This is a genomic window from Paraburkholderia silvatlantica (assembly GCF_003096715.1).
Classification (GTDB): Bacteria; Pseudomonadota; Gammaproteobacteria; order Burkholderiales; family Burkholderiaceae; genus Paraburkholderia; species Paraburkholderia silvatlantica.
Genome location: NZ_QEOL01000021.1, coordinates 74,951 through 93,144, shown reverse-complemented (window position 1 = coordinate 93,144; position 18,194 = coordinate 74,951). Strand labels below are relative to the sequence as shown.

The following is an 18,194-nucleotide window of genomic DNA, read 5'->3' as shown; positions in this document are numbered from 1 at the left end:
GTTTCTGGTCTTGGTCTTTCGGGGATTCTCATGAAGTTACTCGTCGTCGGTTCTGGCGGCCGCGAACATGCGCTGGCGTGGAAGCTCGCGCAGGCGCCGCGCGTGCAGCTCGTCTACGTCGCACCCGGTAACGGCGGCACCGCGCAGGACGAGCGGCTCGCCAACGTCGACATCACGGACATCCACGAGCTCGCCGATTTCGCCGAGCGCGAAGGCGTCGCCCTCACGGTGGTCGGCCCGGAAGCGCCGCTCGCCGCGGGCATCGTCAACGTGTTCCGCCAGCGCGGCCTGAAGGTGTTCGGCCCGTCGAAGGAAGCCGCGCAGCTCGAAAGCTCGAAGGACTTCGCCAAGGCGTTCATGAAGCGCCACAACATCCCGACCGCCGCCTACGAGACGTTCTCGGACGCGACGGCCGCGCACGCCTACGTCGAGAAGCACGGCGCGCCCATCGTCATCAAGGCCGACGGTCTGGCTGCCGGCAAGGGCGTGGTCGTGGCGATGTCGCTGGAAGAAGCGCACCAGGCCATCGACATGATGCTCGCCGACAACAAGCTCGGCGACGCCGGCGCGCGCGTGGTGATCGAGGAGTTCCTCGCGGGCGAGGAAGCGAGCTTCATCGTCATGGTGGACGGCAAGCACGTGCTCGCGCTCGCCTCGAGCCAGGACCACAAGCGTCTGCACGACGGCGACCAGGGCCCGAACACGGGCGGCATGGGCGCCTATTCGCCCGCGCCGATCGTCACGCCGCAACTGCACGCACGCGTGATGCGCGAAATCATCCTGCCGACCGTGGCGGGCATGGAGAAGGAAGGCATCCGCTACACGGGCTTCCTCTATGCCGGTCTGATGATCGACGCGCAGGGCAACCCGAAGACGCTCGAATTCAACTGCCGCATGGGCGACCCCGAAACGCAGCCGATCATGGCGCGCCTTAAGGGCGACTTCTCGAAGGTCGTGGAGCACGCCATCGCCGGCACGCTCAACCAGGTCGAGCTCGAATGGGACCGCCGCACGGCGCTCGGCGTCGTGCTCGCCGCGCACAACTATCCGGACACGCCGCGCAAGGGCGACCGCATCAGCGAGATTCCCGCCGAAACCGCCGATTCGGTGACGTTCCACGCAGGTACGCAGATGGTCGACGGCAAGCTCGTGACCTCGGGCGGCCGCGTGCTGTGCGTGGTGGGTCTCGCCGATTCGGTGCGCAGCGCGCAGAACGTGGCGTACGAGACCGTGAACCGCATCTCGTTCGACGGCATGCAGTATCGCAACGACATCGGCTATCGCGCCGCGGGGCGCAAGCAGTAGGCGCAGCGCCTTGCTGGGGCCGCGCGCTTCGATGCGGCCCCAAAGCAAGCGAGCGGCCATCCGGCGCCGCGCAACGGCGCTCTCATGGCTTCTTCGGCTGGCCGTTCGCGCGCGCCGCCATGCCGTCCAGCGCGAGCCGACCCGCGCAGCAGCCTGAGCGCACGGCACGCAGTCCGCGCGGCCGCCGTTGGTGCCGGGCCTCGCGCCAATCGGCGCTACACTGCCGCTGTCGGGCCGCCCCGGGCGGTTTATCCGGGTAGCCCAACGAGCAATCCGACGAGTAACCCGATTCCAGCGCCCGTGCGCTGCCGTCCCCATTTTATCGATGACCGACACCCCAAACCGCGCCTTGCCCGACAGCACCGCCGTCCGCGCCTGGCTGGCCAGCCTGCAGACGCAGATCGCCGACACGCTCGGCGCCTTCGACGGCAAGCCGTTCGCCACGGACAACTGGCAACGCGGCCCCGGCGAGAAGCTGCGCGGCGGCGGTTGCACGCGCATTATCGAAGGCGGCGAGTTCTTCGAGCGCGGGGGCATCGGCTTTTCCGACGTGTCCGGCGACGCCTTGCCGCCGTCGGCCACGGCGGCGCGCCCCGAACTCAACGGCCGCGGCTTCGAGGCGATGGGGGTTTCGCTCGTGCTGCATCCGCGCAATCCGTATTGCCCGACCGTGCATATGAACGTGCGCATGCTGCTCGCCACCAGGCCGGACGAGGCGCCGGTGTTCTGGTTCGGCGGCGGCATGGACCTCACGCCCTACTACGGCTTCGAGGAAGACGCGCAGCACTTTCACCGCGTGTGCCGCGACGCGCTCGCGCCCTATGGCGCGGACCTCTACCCGCGCTTCAAGCGCTGGTGCGACGAGTACTTTTTCCTGAAGCACCGCAATGAAGCGCGCGGCGTGGGCGGCATTTTCTTCGACGATTACGCCACCGGCGGCTTCGACGAGGCGTTCGCCATGCTGCGCAGCGTAGGCGACGGCTTCCTGAAGGCGTATCTGCCGATCATCGAAAAGCGCCGTGCGACGCCCTATGGCGAAGCCGAGCGCGAATTCCAGGCGTACCGGCGCGGCCGCTACGTCGAATTCAACCTGGTCTGGGACCGCGGCACGCATTTCGGCCTGCAAAGCGGCGGCCGCACGGAATCGATCCTCATGTCGATGCCGCCGGGCGCCACGTGGCGCTACGACTGGCAGCCGCAGCCCGGCACGCCGGAGGCGCGCCTCTACAGCGACTTCCTGCCAGTGCGCGACTGGGTCTGACGCCGTGACGTCTCACGCCGTGAAGCAAGCTTTCACCGTCCCGCCCAACGCGCTCGAACGGCGCGTCGGGCTGCTCGGGGGCACCTTCGATCCGATCCACGAGGGCCACCTCGCGCTCGCGCGCCATTTTGCGCGCGTACTGGGCCTGAACGAGCTGATCCTGCTGCCCGCCGGGCAACCGTGGCAGAAGCCGGGTGTTACCGCGGCGCAGCATCGGCTCGCCATGACGCGCGCAGCCGCTGCCTCGCTTGCGCTGCCGGGCGTGACGGTGACGGTGGACGCCGACGAAATCGAGCACAACGGGCCGACCTACACGGTCGACACGCTGCGCCGCTGGCGCGCGCAGCGCGGCGTCGACGGCCGCGAGAGCAACGCGAAAGCGGCGCTCACGCTGTTAATGGGCGCCGATCAGCTGCTGCACCTCGATTCATGGCACGAATGGCGCGAGCTTTTCGCGCTCGCGCATCTGGGCGTGGCGAGCCGCCCCGGCTTCGACTTCGCGGCGCTGCCGCCCGAGGTCGCGCGCGAAGCCGCCGCGCGCCGCGCGGGCGCCCACGCGCTCGCGACCACGCCGCACGGCCACCTGCTGGTCGACGAAACGCTCGCGCTCGACGTTTCGGCGACCGAAATCCGGTGCGACCTGCCGGCCTGCGTGGCAAGCGGGCAACGTCGCGGCACCGCCGCCGACAAGCTTCCCGCGGCCGTGTGGGACTATATCCTTCAACATCATCTCTATCTGCATCACGGGTAACTATGGACATCCGCAAACTTCAACGCGCCATCGTCGACGGTCTCGAAGACGTCAAGGCACAAGACATCCGCGTCTTCAACACGAGCCATCTGACCGAGCTGTTCGACCGCGTGGTCGTCGCGAGCGGCACGTCGAACCGCCAGACCAAGGCGCTCGCCAACAGCGTGCGCGAGAAGGTCAAGGAAGCCGGCGGCGACATCGTGAGCACGGAAGGCGAGGACATCGGCGAATGGGTGCTCGTGGATTGCGGCGACGCGGTCGTCCACATCCTCCAGCCCGCGCTGCGCCAGTACTACAACCTCGAGGAAATCTGGGGCGACAAGCCGGTGCGCGTGAAGCTCGCGGCCAACACGGGCTTCGTGGGCGCGCGCCCGAGCGAGCCGATCGATGACGAGGACGAAGACGAAGAAGCCGCGCCGGCCGTCAAAAAGCCCGTGCGCAAGACCGCCGCGCGTAAAACCGCGAAGTAAGCGCCGCGCGCACGCGAACGACCAACGTCACGCACGATGAAACTGCATATCGTCGCCGTCGGCCACAAGATGCCGGACTGGATCGCCGCGGGCTTCGAGGAGTATACGAAGCGCATGCCGCCGGAGCTGCGCATCGAGCTGCGCGAGGTGAAGCCCGAGCAGCGTTCGTCGGGCCGCTCCGCCGAGAGCGTCATGGCCGCCGAGCGCACGCGCATTGAAGCCGCGCTGCCGAAGAACGCGCGCATCGTCGCGCTCGACGAACGCGGCAAGGACTGGACCACCATGCAGCTCGCCCGTGCGCTGCCGCTGTGGCAGCAGGACGGCCGCGACGTGGCGTTCCTGATCGGCGGCGCCGACGGCCTCGATCCCGAACTCAAGTCGCGCGCCGACACGCTCCTGCGCCTGTCCTCCCTCACACTGCCGCATGCGATGGTGCGCGTGCTGCTCGCCGAGCAGCTTTACCGCGCGTGGACCATCACGCAGAATCACCCCTATCATCGCGTGTAATGCAGGTGTAAAGCGCGCCTCGGCCGCGGAAAGCAGGCGCGCACGTCAACCCGAAGTCCGTAACGACAAAGACGCTCCGATGCCCACCAACGCGCCCTATCCGTTCGTCTATCTCGCCTCGCAGAGCCCGCGCCGCCAGGAACTGCTGCAGCAGCTCGGCGTGCGCTTCGAGCTGCTGCTGCCGCGCCCCGACGAAGACGCCGAAGCGCTCGAAACCGCGCTGCCCGGCGAGCAAGCCGCTGTCTATGTCGAGCGCGTGTGCGCCGCGAAGGCCGACGCCGCCCGCGCGCGCCTCGTCGCGGGCGCGCACAGGCACGCGCCGATTCTCACCGCCGACACCACGGTCTCCATCGACGGCCATATTCTCGGCAAGCCGCACGATGCAGCCGAAGCCTATGCGATGCTCGAGCGCCTCGCCGGGCGCGAGCACGAAGTGCTCACGGCAGTGGCCGTGGTCAACGCCGAAGGGGTCTGTCTGCCCGTCGCGGTCTCGCGCTCGCACGTGCGTTTTGCTCCTGTGATGCCCGCCGCGATCGCGCGTTACGTGGCGAGCGGCGAGCCGTTCGGCAAGGCCGGCGCATACGGCATACAGGGCCGCGCCGCGGAATTCGTCGAGCGAATCGACGGGTCCTATTCGGGTATCATGGGTTTGCCACTATTCGAAACGGCCGCCCTCCTGCGCGCCGCGGGCATCGACTTCTAGAACAAATCATGAACGAAGAAATCCTGATCAACGTCACGCCCCAGGAGACGCGCGTCGCATTGGTCCAGCAAGGCGCAGTACAGGAGCTTCACGTCGAGCGCACGCTGTCGCGCGGGCGCGTCGGCAACGTCTATCTCGGCAAGGTCGTGCGCGTGCTGCCGGGCATGCAGTCCGCGTTCATCGACATCGGTCTCGAACGCGCCGCGTTCCTGCACGTGGCCGATATCTGGCATCCGCGCATTGCCGGCGAAACGCATGCGAGCGTGCATCATCAGCCCATCGAAAAGACCGTGTTCGAAGGGCAGACGCTCATGGTGCAGGTCGTGAAGGATCCGATCGGCACGAAGGGCGCGCGGCTTTCCACGCAGGTGAGCATTGCGGGGCGCACGCTGGTCTATCTGCCGCAGGAACCGCACATCGGCATCTCGCAGAAGATCGAGAGCGAGGCCGAGCGTGAAGCGGTGCGCGCGCGCCTCACGGCCGTGCTGCCCGCCGACGAAAAAGGCGGCTATATCGTGCGCACGATCGCCGAAGACGCCACGAGCGAAGAGCTTGCGGCCGACGTCGCGTATCTGCGCAAAACGTGGGCAACGATACTCGCGCAGGCGCAGCGCGTGCCCGCCACGAGCCTGCTTTATCAGGACCTGAATCTCGCGCAGCGCGTGCTGCGCGACTTCGTGAACGACGAGACCTCGCGCATTCAGGTCGATTCGCGCGAAACGTTCCAGAAGCTCACCGAGTTCGCCGGCGAATTCACGCCCGCCGTGCTGCCGAAGCTGCATCACTACTCGGGCGAGCGGCCTCTGTTCGACCTCTACAACATCGAGGCCGAGATTCAACGCGCGCTCTCGCGGCGTGTGGATCTGAAGTCGGGCGGCTACCTCGTCATCGACCAGACCGAGGCGATGACGACCATCGACGTGAACACGGGCGGCTACGTCGGCGCGCGCAACTTCGACGACACGATCTTCAAGACCAATCTCGAAGCGGCGCATACGATCGCGCGGCAATTGCGTCTGCGCAATCTGGGCGGCGTGATCATCATCGACTTCATCGACATGGAGAACGTCGAGCATCGCGACCAGGTGCTCGGCGAGCTGAAAAAGGCGCTTTCGCGCGACCGCACGCGCGTGACCGTGAATGGTTTTTCGCAGCTCGGGCTCGTGGAGATGACGCGCAAGCGCACGCGCGAATCGCTCGCGCATGTGCTGTGCGAGCCCTGCCCGACTTGTCTCGGCAAGGGCCAGGTGAAGACTGCGCGCACCATTTGCTACGACGTGCTGCGTGAAATCCTGCGCGAGTCGCGCCAGTTCAATCCGCGCGAGTTTCGCGTGGTCGCCTCACAGCAGGTCATCGACCTCTTTCTCGAGGAAGAGTCGCAGCATCTCGCCATGTTGATCGACTTCATCGGCAAGCCGGTTTCGTTGCAGGTGGAGTCGAATCTGAGTCAGGAACAGTACGACATCGTGCTCATGTAGCGCGACGCGTTTGCAGGCATCACCGGAGCATCGCAGTTGAATCATCAGCGCGTCACCATTGAACAGATCGGCGAATTCGACGAGATCGTCGACGTACGAACGCCGCTCGAATTCGCCGAGGACCACATTCCCGGCGCGATCAACGCGCCCGTGCTCAGCAACGAGGAGCGCGTGATCGTCGGGACGATGTACAAGGCGTCGCCGTTCGAGGCGACGCGCGTGGGCGCGGCGATGGTGGCGCGCAATATCGCGATGCATCTCGACACGCTGTTCGCCGACCGTCCACGCAACTGGCGTCCGCTCATCTACTGCTGGCGCGGCGGCAAGCGCTCCGGCTCGATGACGGCCTGGTTCAACATGATCGGCTGGCGCGCGCGTCAACTGGACGGCGGATACAAGGCATACCGGCACACGGTCGTGCAAGCGCTTGGCACGCTGCCCGACGGGTTTCGCTATATCGTGCTGGCCGGGCCGACCGGCAGCGGCAAGACGCGCCTCCTGAAGGCGCTGGGACGCGCCAACGCGCAGATGCTCGATCTCGAAGGACTCGCCGCGCATCGCGGTTCGTTGCTGGGCGCGCTGCCCAAGCGGGCGCAGCCGTCGCAGAAGTCGTTCGATACGGCGCTCGTGCAGACGCTGCGCGGCTTCGACGCCACGCGCCCCGTATTTGTCGAGGCCGAGAGCCGGCGCATCGGCGTCATCACGCTGCCGCCCGCGCTCGTGGAGCGTCTGCATGCTGCGCCTTGTGTCGTACTCGATGTCGCGCGCGAAGAACGTATCGACTTGCTGCTCGAGGAGTACGGGCACTTGTTCGACGAACGGACGTATTTCCGCGAGCAACTGAACAAGCTCACGCCTCTGCACGGGCGCGAGCGCATCGAATCGTGGTGCAAGCTGCTCGACGAAGATCGAAGGGCGGAGCTTTACGAGGCGCTCGTCGCGCAGCACTACGATCCCGCCTACACGCGCAGCACGCGGCGCAACTTCGCGAAGCTCGAAAAATCGCTGCACTTCGCGTTCCAGCCGATGACGGGCGACACGCTCGCGCAAGCCCGCACGCTGCTCGCGCGGCTGGAGGAAACGTCGTACGCCGCGGAACCTGCGGGCAGCGAAGCCGAAGCGCCTCGCGCCGTCTGACGTATCCCCTTCCCCCTCGCGGACTTCACGGCAGGCACGTGCGCCGCAATGGCTTAGCGCGAGTACATCGCGTTCCAGTCTTCAGGCGAAACCGTGGCGCGGCCGCCCGATTGCGCGGCGTTCGCCACGCCGCCGTAGCTGCTGTTTGCGCCATTCAACGCGGCGACCTTCGCCTGGGCGGCCTGGATCGCTTCGGGATAGTGGGCGTTGTCGCCATCGCCGACGCGGTAGCCGACCTGCTGAAGCTGCACGAGTTCGGCGCGCACCTGGGCGCGGGTGATGGTCGAGTGCGACTGCGCGAACGAAGCGGCAGGCAGAACGGCAGCGGCGAGAACGGCGGCGACGGCAACGGATTGAATCAGGGACTTCATGGAAACGACCTCCAGTTGGATCAGGCGGTCGACGTGCTACGGTATGTGCATGCGACCGATGTACGCATCGTATGCTCACGATTGACCAGGGTTAACCCCTAAAATCCTAAGGCACTGTTCCAGGTCGAGGCAAAGTCCGCGCGAACCGGCGCCGAACGGCACCGTCGGCGCCGTCGGCGTTGGCGCGATCAGCGGCGCGGCGTGGCGTGTTGTGCCAACGACGCCGTGTGCTGAAGCTGCGCGGGCAGATCGGGCTCCCACGCTTCGAGATCCTGGGTCGGGTAAAGGCCGAACGCGTAGATCACCCGCTTGAGACGGCTCACGAAGTTGGGCCGCGGCACATTCGGCAGCGTACCCGGCGCGGCGTCGGCCGTGCGGGCCATGTAGTTGCGCTTGAAATCGCGCTGCGTCACGCCCCATTTCATGAGGAATTCCCGGCCACCCCGATTGCGGCGAATGCGTCCTGTCGTACGGCAGCCGAAATGGTAGACACGGCTCGCGCCAACTGAGCGGTACGTGCGGCAGCCGACCAGCCAGAGCTTCATCAGGAAGTCGTCGTCGCTGCTCATGCCCGGCCCGAACTCGATGCTATAGCCCCCCACGCGCAGCCAGAGTTCGCGGCTCACCAACGTCGGTTGCTGTGCGATGCCGTTGCGGTCAGCCGTGCTCATCTTCGCGGCGAACTCGAGCAACCCCGCCTCGTCGAAATCGGCGGGACCGGTGCCGAAATGGGCGACCGTCACGAGGCTATTGCCGGTGTCGGTTGGCTCGATGACTTGCGAGGCCAGATACGCTGGCACCTCGCCGATTTCGCGCAATGCATCGACGAAGGCCGAATCCCAACCGGGCGTGCAGAACATGTCGTCGTTCATGAACAGGATCCACTCGCTCGTGGCGAGGCGCGCCACATCGTTGACGGCGAGGCACACGCCCACGTTCCCCTTGCTCCACGTATGGCGGATGCCCTGTTCGCGGACCCAGTCGAGCGTGCCGTCGCTGCCGTCGTTGACGTGCACGAGAATCTCGTGCTCGAACGCGGAGTGCCGCCGGATGCTGTCGACGCACAGCTTGAGGTACGGCAGGTTATTCCAGGTCGGGATCAGAATGCTGAACATAGTGTCGTAGTGGTCGTCATTGAGGGCACACGCGCCGGACCCGGCCAGGCAGGATGGGTGGGCCGCCATTGTACCTGGTCCACCCCGGACTACCCCGGTAATTGGAAGACCGGCCGCGCTGCCCGCGTACGAATGCGATATTATTCGGATTTTTCGCCCAAACGGGGTACCGCCGGGGTACCGCCGCCCACACAGCCGGTCCAGCCCTCCTCAAAATGACTGCATTCAGGCCTGCACGTTCTGGTTTTCATTTTCCGTTCCTGACGCGATGCGTGGAAACGGCAGTCAACCGCTCGACGCACATTCCTTACGAAGGCGTGCCGTTCGAGCCGGAGGTCTTCCTCGCGCGCAACAGCCCGCTGAAGATCACGAGGAAATACCTGCACAAGTATCTTTTGCTGAAGCTGCGTGGCCAGATCCCGCTTGAACTGAAGCACCTGAATTCGTCGCAACGCATTCTCTGGATCTACACGCGCCGCAATTTCGGCGACGCCATCATGGACATGGCCGGGCGCGCGCTGTTGCGCGGCATGAACGTGCCGATCGACTTGTTCACGCTGCCCAGCCTGCACAAACTATTCGCGCAAGATGACGTCTTCCAGCATGTATTCTCTGATCTGCGCGAGGTCGTTGGACGCCAGTACGATGCCATTCTGATGTCGGAATTCAACTTGCCGTCGATCAGGCTCAAGAACCGGCATTTCGCGAAACTGCCGTACGCCTGCCTGTTCCAATACTTCAACGGGCCGGACCGGAACCAGACCGACTTCAGCTATGCGTCCGTCAACGACGTCTTCTCGCTCGGACATGCAGCAAGCGAGCTTCAGTCGATCAGCAAGCCGTACCTGGCGAGTACGCCGGACACCGTGGAAAGCGTGTTGCCGTTCATCCCTGATACGCCATTTCTCGCACTGGCCGTTGGCGGACTGGATCCCAATCGCACCTATAGCCACTGGCCGGCAGTGCTCGACCTCATGGACCGGTCCGACGATTTACGGATCCTGAAGCGGGTTGTTCTGCTCGGCTCCGATAACGGTCTGGCGATGGCGGAGCAACTGGCTGCGCAGCGCTTCAGGAACCTGCAAATCAGCTCTTGCGTCGGCAAACTGACGTTGTTGCAGAGCCGTGAGGTCGCCGCGCGCGCGAGCCTCTTCCTGGGCGCCGACGGCGGCCTGATGCACGTCGCGCACACCACCCCTGTGCCGAGCGTTTCGCTCTTCGGGATCAAGGAGCCGCCGTATTTGCGTCTCACCGGGCAGTGCCACTCGATCGGCCTGCAGAGCAAAGGAAACGTCGACACTATCGCGCCCGCCGAGGTCGTGCAGGCGATCGCCAGACAGGTCGCCACCTATGGCGCTGCCACCGCAGCCGCTCGCGATTCTGCGCACCAGCTAAATCCGCCTGAAACCGCGTAGGGCCTGCTCACATTCATAACGGGCGCGCTGGCCGCCAGAAGGGCCGGGCGCAAGCGGTGCGGACCGACGCCGCGAGCGCCGGGGCTCATTACGCCGCGTTCTGCTGAAACTGGATCCGGTGCAGATGAGCATACAACCCGCCTTGTGCAAGCAGTTCACGATGGCTGCCGCTCTCTACGATGCGCCCTGCATCGAGTACCAGAATCCGGTTGGCGCGTTCGATGGTCGATAGACGGTGCGCAATCACCAGCGTCGTGCGGCCTTTCATCAACGTTTCGAGCGCAGCCTGCACATGGCGCTCCGACTCCGAATCGAGTGCCGAGGTGGCTTCGTCGAGGATCAGGATCGGTGCGTCCTTGTAGATTGCGCGCGCAATGGCAAGACGCTGGCGCTGGCCGCCTGAGAGCCTCATGCCATTGTCGCCGACCAGCGTTTCGATGCCGTCCGGCATGGCGTCGACGGTGTCGGACAGGTTCGCTGCATGCAACGCCGCCCTCACACGCTCTGGCTCCATCGTCTGGCCATACGCGACATTGTTCGCGACGGTGTCATTGAAGAGCACGACGTCCTGGCTCACCATCGCGATCTGGCTACGCAGCGCGTGGATGCCGTATTCCGGCAGCGCGACGCCATCAACGAGGATTTCGCCGCCGGTCGGATCGAAAAAGCGCGGCAGCAGATTGACAAGCGTTGTTTTGCCGCTGCCCGATGGCCCGGCGAGCGCAACCATCTCGCCCGGCGCGACCTTGAACGACACCTGGTCGAGCGTGTGCCGGTTATGCGTGCCATTGCTGCTGTAGTTGAACGACACATCGCGAAACTCCACCGCGCCCGTCGCCCGCTCGAGCCGGCGCCCGCCGCCCGCCGGCTCGGCCGGCTCGTCGATCAGCCCAAAGATCAGTTCGGCCGCAGTCATACCGCGTTGTAGCGGCTGATTCACATCCATCAGATGCTTGAGCGGCGAAATGATCAGCAGCATCGACGTGACGAACGCGACGAACCCGCCCACGGTTGTCTGGTCTGTCGACGACTGCACCACGGCGATCGTGATCACAACGGCCAGCGCGATCGACGCGAGAAACTGCGTGAGCGGCTGAGCCAGGCCGCCTGACACGATCATGCGCATCGAGTAACCGCGAAGCCGGCGGCTCATCGCCGAAAAGCGGCTCATCTCGTACTGCTCGCCGTTGTGCACCTTCACGACCTTGTAGCCGCCGACGGTTTCCTCGACGATGTACGACAGCTCATTAGTCAACATTTGATGTTCGCGATTGAGCCGGCGCAGCCTGCGGTTGATCTTGCCGACCAGCCAGCCGATCCCCGGTAGCAGCACCGCAACGATCAGCGTCAGGCGCCAGTTCAGATAGAACAGATAGCCCAGCAGGAACAGGACCGTCAGCGAATCGCGTACAAGGGTGACGAGCACGCTCAGCAGCACGTTGAGGATCTGGTTGACCTCGAAGACGATCGCGTTGATCACGGTACTGGCCGTTTCGCGCTGGAAGAACGCGACGCTCGTGTGGATCATCCGGTCGAACATTTTCAGCCGCAGTTCGAGCAGGATCTTGTTCGATACGTAGGCAAGCAGGTAGCCGGACGCGTACTGGGAAACGCCGCGGACCAAGGCGAGGCCGATCACGGCGATCGGCACGAACCACTTGGCCTTGTCGTTCGCGTGAGCGCCGAAGCCTTTGTCGAGAAGCGGCTTGAGCAACGCGGGAATGGCAGCGTCGGTGCCGGCGCTGACCGCCATCGCGACCACGGCACCCAGCAGCACCCAGATGAGTGGCAGAACGTATGGCCAGAGACGGCGCAGGACCACGACGGGCGACGACGCCTCACCGGAACCGATGGGTTTGCTTAAGGTTGGCTTGGCGCTCAAAAGGGTCCTCTGGAAATACGAAAGAGCGGCCACCCGGCGGCGGCGCACAGAAACAGCATTGTAAACGTTCGGGCGCACGCGCCGCGCAGGCGCCCTGCGCCGAACTCAACGGGTCAAACAACGCCCATTTGGGCGAGCCCGCGTTCGGCCTCGACGTGGCCGTCCGCGAGCCGCTGCAAGACACGCCGACGGTTGGGATTCTCGTTATCCCGCGCCTGCTCGCGATGCCAGAGATGCAGCACCTCAGTTGCCATAAAGCCCTTCTTGCGGCCAACGCCGGCATTGTGGAGCCGCGCGACGAAATCAGCGTCCTCGTGGCCCCAGCCGGTAAAGCTTTCGTCGAAGCCGTTCACCTTCGCGACGTCCGCGGTCCACGCCGCGAGATTGCAGCCCTTGATACCGCGCCATTTGAAGCCGTCGATGCGACGGCCCGGAAAATCCGGCAGCTTGATGAAGAGCGGCAGGATTTTGTTCGCCTGGCCACGCAAGCGCTGGCGCAGCCAGAACGCAACGCTCGCTCCGGCCAGGTCAAGGCGCGTGCCGATCGCCGCTGCCGTCAGTTCCGGTCCCAGCAGAATGCGGCTGCCGGTCACCATCGCGCCGCTTTGCGCCAGCTGCCGGTGTCGTGCAACGAAGTCCGGCTGCGGCACGCAATCGCCGTCGAGAAAGACCAGGTATTCCCCACGCGCCCGCTTGATGCCCTTATTCCGGATCGCGGCTAGCCGGAACCCCTCGTCCGGATGCCACACGTGTTCGACCGGCGCCCGCAGATTCGCCGATGCCTCTTCAACGACTGCCCGCGTCTCATCGGTGGAACCATCGTCGGCGACGATGACCTCGAAGCGCGGGTCGGTCTGCCGGCCACAGCCAGCCAGCACGAGCGATAGTGCGTCGGGGCGGTTGTAAGTCGAGACGATCAGGGAAACAAGAATGTTCTGATTCACGAAAGCGGGTCCAATAGCGCGTCGCCTGGCAAGGCACACGAGCGCGGGGAATGCAGGGCCGATGCGCCTGAAATAAACGACAACGGCAACACCACCGCAATGCCGCCCCCGGGCAGTGCGACATCTTAGCGTATGCCCGGCGCTTTCCTCCGAGCCCTGACTCGCGTGACCCTGGAGGGGGAGAGGCAATAGTCTAGAATAGGCACATGCGACGACCGTGCCAGCCCGTCCTTCCGGCATTCGCTCGCGTGCTGCAACATGCCGGACTGCGTCTGGCCGCCATCGATACAAAAGGCTCACCCTTCATGTCCGACCTCCCCCTCTCGTCCTGCGCCAGCAGCACGCAAAGCACCCGTGCTCCGTCGACGAAACGCGCCACACTCTCCGTGATCGTCGTCGCGATGAACGAGGCCCATGACATTCGCGACTGTCTCGAATCCGTGCGAGGCCTGGCAATGGAAACGATCGTGTTCGATTCCGGCAGCAGCGACGGCACGCCTGACATCTGCCGCTCGCTCGGCGCGCGCGTATTCGAGACCGACTGGCCTGGCGACGGTCCGCAAAAAAACCGCGCCCTCGATGTCGCCACCGGCGACTGGGTGCTGTGCCTCGACGCGGACGAACGTGTCGGCGACGAATTGCGTCGCGAAATCGAGCAATTGCTGGAACACGGCACGACGCATGCCGCCTATTCGACGCCGCGCCGTTCGAGCTTTTGCGGCCGCTTCATGCGGCATTCGGGATGGTGGCCCGATCGCATCGAGCGGCTGTTCCGGCGCGGCAGCGCGCGCTTCACCGACGTTCGCACGCACACACGGCTCGTGATCGAAGGGACGATTGGACGGCTCGACGGACCGATCATCCATATCGCCGTCGGCGAACTTCACGAAGCGCTCGACAAAGCCAATTCGTATTCGACCTCGGGCGCGTTGACGATGGCCGAAAACGGCAAACGTTCGACGCTCGGCAAGGCGATCGGCAAAGGCCTCTGGGCCTTCATTCGCACCTACGTCATTCAGCGCGGTTTTCTCGACGGCGCCGAGGGCTTCATGCTGTCGGTGACGAACGCCGAGGGCACGTACTATCGATACGCCAAGCTCGCATTGATGACGCGGGCGATGCAGGCATCGAAGTCACGCGGCGGTGCAGAGCAGCCGGGGCAAAGCCGTTGAGTTCAACCGGCGCGGCCGGCTGCGTCAGAAACGCAATCGGCACGCGGCTGCTGCTTCAGTAAACAATCTCGATTTCGCTGCCCGCGAACTCGCCACGCAGCGCGGCGAGCAGGTCGTCGGTGGGCTTGACGCGCCAGGCGTCGCCCAGACGCACTTCGCCTTGCGCCCGATCGTTGCGGTAAGCGATCTGCACCGCAAGCCCGTTCGGAATGACCGCTTGCGTGCGCTCGCCGCGATCCCGCCCGAAGCCGCCACGGCCGCGCGTTTGCTCGGCGGGCGCCGGCAGCGAGTCGTCGGGCTTCGCACGATACGCTTCGAGCACCGTGCGCAGCGCGAGCGCATTCGCGTTGCCGTTCATCTGCAGCTTCACCGCCTGCGCGTAGCGGCTGCGCGCGCGCTCCAGGTCCATCACCGTATCCACGGTGAAGCGAATGCCGCCCGTGAACGCGTCGTTGCGCGCGCCCCCCTGCACGACGAGCAGCTCGTCTTCCTTGAAGAGCGCCTTGTGCGCCTCGAACTGCTCGTTGAACACCGTCACTTCGCACTGGCCGGTGCCGTCGTCGAGCAGCGCGATCAGCATCTTGCCGCGCTGGGTCATTTGCGTGCGCAACGAGGCGATCACGCCCGCGATCAGCTTGTCGCGCCCTTCCTTCAGCTCGCCGATCTTCTGGCGCACGAAGCGGCGCACTTCGTCCTTGTAGGCGTCGAAGAGGTGGCCGGAAAGATAGAAGCCGAGCGCGGCCTTCTCTTCCTGGAGCTTGCGCTTCTCGCCCCACGCGGGTTCGTCGACCAGTTCGTGCGCGGCGAGCGGCGCGTCGCCCATGTCGAAGAGGCCCGCCTGCATGGCATTGGCGCTCGCCTGGTCGGCGGCTTCCATGGCCATCGGCACGGAGGCGAGCAACTGTGCGCGGTTTGCGTGAATCGTGTCGAACGCCCCCGCGCGGATCATCGCTTCGATCGTGCGGCGATTCACGAGACGACGGTCGATGCGCTCGCAGAAGTCGAACAGGTCCTTGAACGGGCCGCCCTCTTCACGCGCGCGCAAGATTTCTTCGATGGCGTTCTGGCCGCTGCCCTTGATCGCGCCGAGACCGTAGCGGATCGTGCGCGAGCGCTTGCCTTCGGCCACATTGGCATCGGCCACCGGCTCGAAGCGATACGCCGAGGCGTTCACGTCCGGCGGCAACACGACCATCTTGTTGGTCAGGCAGTCCTCGAAGAGGATCTTCACCTTGTCGGTGTCGTCCATGGCGAGCGACATATTCGCCGCCATGAATTCGGCCGGATGGTGCGCCTTGAGCCACGCCGTGTGATAAGCGAGGAGCGCGTAAGCGGCCGCGTGCGACTTGTTGAAGCCGTAGCCCGCGAACTTCTCCATCAAGTCGAAGGTTTCGTCCGCCTTTTCGCGCGTGAGGCCGTTTTTCGCCGCGCCTTCCGCGAAGATCTCGCGGTGCTTGGCCATTTCCTCGGGCTTCTTCTTGCCCATCGCGCGACGCAGCAAGTCGGCGCCGCCGAGCGAGTAGCCGCCGATGATCTGCGCCATCTGCATCACCTGCTCCTGGTAGACCATGATGCCGTAGGTCTCTTTCAGAACAGGTTCGACGCGCGGATCGGGATACTCCACCACTTCGCGGCCGTGCTTGCGCGCGCAGAAGCTCGGGATCAGGTCCATCGGGCCCGGACGGTACAAGGCGACGAGCGCGATGATGTCCTCGAAGCGGTCGGGCTGCGCGTCCTTGAGCATGCCCTGCATGCCGCGGCTTTCCAGCTGGAACACGGCGACCGTATTCGCTTTCTTGAGGATCTGGAACGACGGCGCGTCGTCGAGCGGCACCTGGGCGAGCGACCAGTCCTTCTTCGACGGATCGAGCATGCGGATATAGCGCTCGGCCCAGTCGAGAATCGTGAGCGTGGTCAGTCCCAGAAAGTCGAACTTCACGAGGCCGACGGCTTCCACGTCGTCCTTGTCGTACTGGCTCACGACGCCGCTTTCGTCGCCCTGCGTGTAGAGCGGGCAAAAATCCGTCAGCTTGCCCGGCGCGATCAGCACGCCGCCCGCGTGCATGCCGACGTTACGCGTGAGACCCTCCACGAGCTGCGCGAGATCGAGCAGCTGGTGCACTTCGTCTTCGTTGTCGTAGCGCTCCTGCAGCAGCGGCTCTTCCTTCATCGCATCGGCAATCGTGACGTGCTTGCCCGGCTTGAACGGAATGAGCTTGGCCACGCCGTCCGTGAAGTTGTAGCCGAGGTCGAGCACGCGGCCGATGTCGCGCACCGCGGCCTTCGCGGCCATGGTGCCGAAAGTGGCGATCTGCGACACCGCGTCGGCGCCGTACTTCTCCTTCACGTACTGAATGACGCGGTCGCGGCCGTGCTGGCAGAAGTCGATGTCGAAGTCGGGCATCGACACGCGTTCCGGATTCAGGAAGCGCTCGAACAGCAGGTTGTAGCGCAGCGGATCGAGGTCGGTAATGCCGAGCGCGTAGGCGACGAGCGAGCCCGCGCCCGAACCCCGGCCCGGACCGACCGGCACGCCGTTGTTCTTGGCCCAGTTGATGAAGTCCGCAACGATCAGGAAGTAGCCCGGGAAGCCCATCTTGATGATGGTCCCGCACTCGAATTCGAGCCGCTCGTTGTAGCGCGCGCGTTCCTGCTCGCGGTCGGCTTCGTCCGGATACAGCTGTACGAGGCGCTTCTCGAGACCCTCTTTCGAAAGCTGCACGAGATAGTCGTCGAGCGACATGCCGTCGGGCGTCGGGAACAGCGGCAGCTTCGGCTTGCCGAGTTCGAGCGTGAGATTGCAGCGCCGCGCGATTTCGATGGTGTTCGCGATGGCCGAAGGAATGTCCGCGAAAAGCGCGGCCATTTCTTCCTGCGTGCGAAAACGCTGATCGGTCGTGAAGCGCTTCTGGCGGCGCGGATTCGCGAGGATGTCGCCCTCCGAGATGCACACGCGCGCTTCGTGCGCGGTGTATTCCTCGTCGGTCATGAACTGCATGGGGTGCGTGGCGACCACCGGCAGCTTCAGCTGCGAGGCGAGCGCCACCGCCTGCTCGACATACGGCTCGCCGCCGGGCTGGCCGCAGCGCTGCAGCTCGATGTAATACGCGTTCGGGAACAGCTTCGCCCAGCGCTGCGCATGGCGCTGCGCGCTCTGCGCATTGCCCGCCGCGAGCGCGAGACCCACGTCGCCCTGTTGCGCACCCGAGATTGCAAGCAGACCCTCGGCCAGCCCTTCTTCGAGCCACGCCACGTCGACTTCCGCGCGGCCGCGATACTGGTTCGTGAGCCACGCCCTGGAAAGCAGCTCGCACAGATTCAGGTAGCCGCGCTTGTTCTTCACCAGCAGCAGAAGTCGCGACGGCTTGTCGCGGTCGTCGGGATTCGTGATCCAGACGTCGCAGCCGGCAATGGGTTTGACCCCTTTGTCGCGGGCTTCCTTGTAGAAACGGACGAGGCCGAAGGCGTTGCCGAGGTCGGTGAGCGCGAGCGCGCCCTGGCCGTCCTGGGCCGCCGCCTTGACGAGGTCGTCGAGGCGCACGATGCCGTCGGCAATCGAGAATTCGGAGTGGACGCGGAGATGGACGAAGCGGGGATCTGACATGGCCGTCATTGTACCTTCAGGGGCACGCGATTTTCGGCGCACGCTCGCATGGGCACGTGACATTGGCCGGCTGGCCAGG

At 65.1% G+C, this 18,194-nt stretch carries 15 protein-coding genes; 10 read left to right on the top strand and 5 right to left on the bottom strand.

Annotation, left to right across the window (positions count from 1 at the left end; genetic code table 11):
- Positions 1-30 precede the first annotated feature (30 nt).
- The 8 genes from purD (at position 31) to mnmH (ending at position 7,612) form a co-directional block, all read left to right on the top strand.
- A complete protein-coding gene (purD, locus tag C7411_RS25245) occupies positions 31-1,305 on the top strand; it encodes a phosphoribosylamine--glycine ligase (protein WP_110386764.1) in 1,275 nt (424 codons plus the stop codon).
- A 325-nt stretch (positions 1,306-1,630) separates the two neighbouring features.
- Positions 1,631-2,566 carry an oxygen-dependent coproporphyrinogen oxidase gene (gene hemF, locus C7411_RS37875; protein WP_110386763.1) on the top strand — a complete coding sequence of 312 codons (936 nt, stop codon included), beginning with the start codon at positions 1,631-1,633 and terminating at the stop codon, positions 2,564-2,566.
- 19 nt (positions 2,567-2,585) lie between these two features.
- Positions 2,586-3,317, top strand: coding sequence for a nicotinate-nucleotide adenylyltransferase (locus C7411_RS25235; RefSeq protein WP_243413338.1), 732 nt, complete (start codon positions 2,586-2,588; stop codon positions 3,315-3,317).
- A gap of 2 nt (positions 3,318-3,319) precedes the next feature.
- Positions 3,320-3,787 (top strand): ribosome silencing factor, encoded by a 468-nt coding sequence (rsfS, locus tag C7411_RS25230; protein WP_110386761.1) that lies wholly within the window; start codon positions 3,320-3,322, stop codon positions 3,785-3,787.
- A gap of 36 nt (positions 3,788-3,823) precedes the next feature.
- Complete coding sequence (gene rlmH / locus C7411_RS25225) at positions 3,824-4,294, top strand: 23S rRNA (pseudouridine(1915)-N(3))-methyltransferase RlmH (RefSeq protein ID WP_110386760.1); 471 nt, start codon at positions 3,824-3,826, stop codon at positions 4,292-4,294.
- A gap of 79 nt (positions 4,295-4,373) precedes the next feature.
- The gene (locus C7411_RS25220; RefSeq protein ID WP_110386759.1) at positions 4,374-4,997 is read left to right on the top strand and encodes a Maf family protein; all 624 of its coding nucleotides are present in this window, start codon (positions 4,374-4,376) and stop codon (positions 4,995-4,997) included.
- Between the two features lie 8 nt (positions 4,998-5,005).
- Entirely contained in the window at positions 5,006-6,475 is a 1,470-nt protein-coding gene (gene rng, locus C7411_RS25215) for a ribonuclease G (RefSeq protein WP_110386758.1), read from the top strand.
- Positions 6,476-6,511: 36 nt separating this feature from the next.
- Complete coding sequence (gene mnmH, locus C7411_RS25210) at positions 6,512-7,612, top strand: tRNA 2-selenouridine(34) synthase MnmH (RefSeq protein WP_110386757.1); 1,101 nt, start codon at positions 6,512-6,514, stop codon at positions 7,610-7,612.
- Between the two features lie 53 nt (positions 7,613-7,665).
- Here mnmH and C7411_RS25205 read toward each other — a convergent pair whose 3' ends face one another.
- Complete coding sequence (locus tag C7411_RS25205; RefSeq protein ID WP_110386756.1) at positions 7,666-7,983, bottom strand: DUF4148 domain-containing protein; 318 nt, start codon at positions 7,981-7,983, stop codon at positions 7,666-7,668.
- Positions 7,984-8,171: 188 nt separating this feature from the next.
- Complete coding sequence (locus C7411_RS25200) at positions 8,172-9,098, bottom strand: glycosyltransferase family 2 protein (protein ID WP_110386755.1); 927 nt, start codon at positions 9,096-9,098, stop codon at positions 8,172-8,174.
- 101 nt (positions 9,099-9,199) lie between these two features.
- Here C7411_RS25200 and C7411_RS25195 point away from each other — a divergent pair, with 101 nt between their 5' ends.
- The gene (locus C7411_RS25195; protein ID WP_133253704.1) at positions 9,200-10,513 is read left to right on the top strand and encodes a glycosyltransferase family 9 protein; all 1,314 of its coding nucleotides are present in this window, start codon (positions 9,200-9,202) and stop codon (positions 10,511-10,513) included.
- Between the two features lie 88 nt (positions 10,514-10,601).
- Here the strand turns inward: C7411_RS25195 and msbA are convergent, their stop codons facing one another.
- A complete protein-coding gene (msbA, locus tag C7411_RS25190; RefSeq protein WP_110386753.1) occupies positions 10,602-12,395 on the bottom strand; it encodes a lipid A export permease/ATP-binding protein MsbA in 1,794 nt (597 codons plus the stop codon).
- A gap of 113 nt (positions 12,396-12,508) precedes the next feature.
- On the bottom strand, positions 12,509-13,339 hold the full coding sequence (locus tag C7411_RS25185) for a glycosyltransferase family 2 protein (protein WP_243413337.1): 831 nt from the start codon (positions 13,337-13,339) through the stop codon (positions 12,509-12,511).
- A gap of 305 nt (positions 13,340-13,644) precedes the next feature.
- On the opposite strand from C7411_RS25185, the gene C7411_RS25180 reads away from it, so the two are divergent.
- Entirely contained in the window at positions 13,645-14,511 is an 867-nt protein-coding gene (locus tag C7411_RS25180; protein WP_110386751.1) for a glycosyltransferase family 2 protein, read from the top strand.
- Positions 14,512-14,566: 55 nt separating this feature from the next.
- On the opposite strand, the gene dnaE is transcribed toward C7411_RS25180, so the two are convergent.
- Positions 14,567-18,124, bottom strand: a complete 3,558-nt coding sequence (dnaE, locus tag C7411_RS25175) for a DNA polymerase III subunit alpha (RefSeq protein ID WP_110386750.1) — start codon at positions 18,122-18,124, stop codon at positions 14,567-14,569.
- Positions 18,125-18,194: the final 70 nt, after the last annotated feature.

Excerpts from the sequence above, each read along its gene's own strand:
- purD (WP_110386764.1), top strand. The coding sequence starts at position 31 with ATGAAGTTACTCGTCGTCGGTTCTGGCGGCCGCGAACATGCGCTGGCG.
- hemF (WP_110386763.1), top strand. The coding sequence starts at position 1,631 with ATGACCGACACCCCAAACCGCGCCTTGCCCGACAGCACCGCCGTCCGC.
- rsfS (WP_110386761.1), top strand. The coding sequence starts at position 3,320 with ATGGACATCCGCAAACTTCAACGCGCCATCGTCGACGGTCTCGAAGAC.
- rlmH (WP_110386760.1), top strand. The coding sequence starts at position 3,824 with ATGAAACTGCATATCGTCGCCGTCGGCCACAAGATGCCGGACTGGATC.
- C7411_RS25220 (WP_110386759.1), top strand. The coding sequence starts at position 4,374 with ATGCCCACCAACGCGCCCTATCCGTTCGTCTATCTCGCCTCGCAGAGC.
- rng (WP_110386758.1), top strand. The coding sequence starts at position 5,006 with ATGAACGAAGAAATCCTGATCAACGTCACGCCCCAGGAGACGCGCGTC.
- C7411_RS25205 (WP_110386756.1), bottom strand. The coding sequence starts at position 7,983 with ATGAAGTCCCTGATTCAATCCGTTGCCGTCGCCGCCGTTCTCGCCGCT.
- C7411_RS25200 (WP_110386755.1), bottom strand. The coding sequence starts at position 9,098 with ATGTTCAGCATTCTGATCCCGACCTGGAATAACCTGCCGTACCTCAAG.
- C7411_RS25180 (WP_110386751.1), top strand. The coding sequence starts at position 13,645 with ATGTCCGACCTCCCCCTCTCGTCCTGCGCCAGCAGCACGCAAAGCACC.
- dnaE (WP_110386750.1), bottom strand. The coding sequence starts at position 18,124 with ATGACGGCCATGTCAGATCCCCGCTTCGTCCATCTCCGCGTCCACTCC.